Annotated in this window: 1 protein-coding gene; it reads left to right on the top strand. The window is 58.7% G+C overall.

What is annotated here, in order from left to right; all coding sequences use genetic code 11:
- The coding region (locus J2I46_RS32695; RefSeq protein WP_207333318.1) for a serine hydrolase at positions 1-496 on the top strand (496 nt) is incomplete at both ends.

Raw genomic sequence — 496 nt, 5'->3', positions numbered from 1 at the left:
AACCATCTACGCGACGCTGGCCAAGCTACTGGAGGATTCACTGCGGCCCAAGGATATAGGCTACGCCTTCACCATCTATCAGGACGCGACCAGAATGGCCGCCGGGTCAGGCGGTCTAGCCGTCCGGGAAGCGGCCAGTGGGTTCACCATTGACACCAAGCTGCACCTGGCCAGCGTCAGCAAAACCATCAGCGCCTTCACCCTGGTTGCCCTGGCCGCCCGCAAGGGGCTTAGCCTGCGGACTCCCATTGCCGCCTACTTACCTAAGAACTGGCCTCAGGGACCCGGCATCAGCCGGATCACCTTTAGCGACCTGTTGATGCATCAAAGCGGCCTGATCAGTCCCAATCAGGGCTTGCCCCAGGAGGATAACGAATATGACTTTCTGGGGCAACGAATTGCTACGGGCGTAACCGCCTACGGGCAATACGCCTACCAAAACATCAATTTTGCCTTGCTGCGGGTGTTGATTCCCGCCCTGATGGGCTACACCTAT

It is taken from the genome of Fibrella forsythiae, assembly GCF_017353175.1.
Taxonomy (GTDB): domain Bacteria; phylum Bacteroidota; class Bacteroidia; order Cytophagales; family Spirosomataceae; genus Fibrella; species Fibrella forsythiae.
The sequence above is the reverse complement of the archived record's forward strand: the minus strand, read 5'-3'. Positions and strand labels throughout refer to the sequence as shown.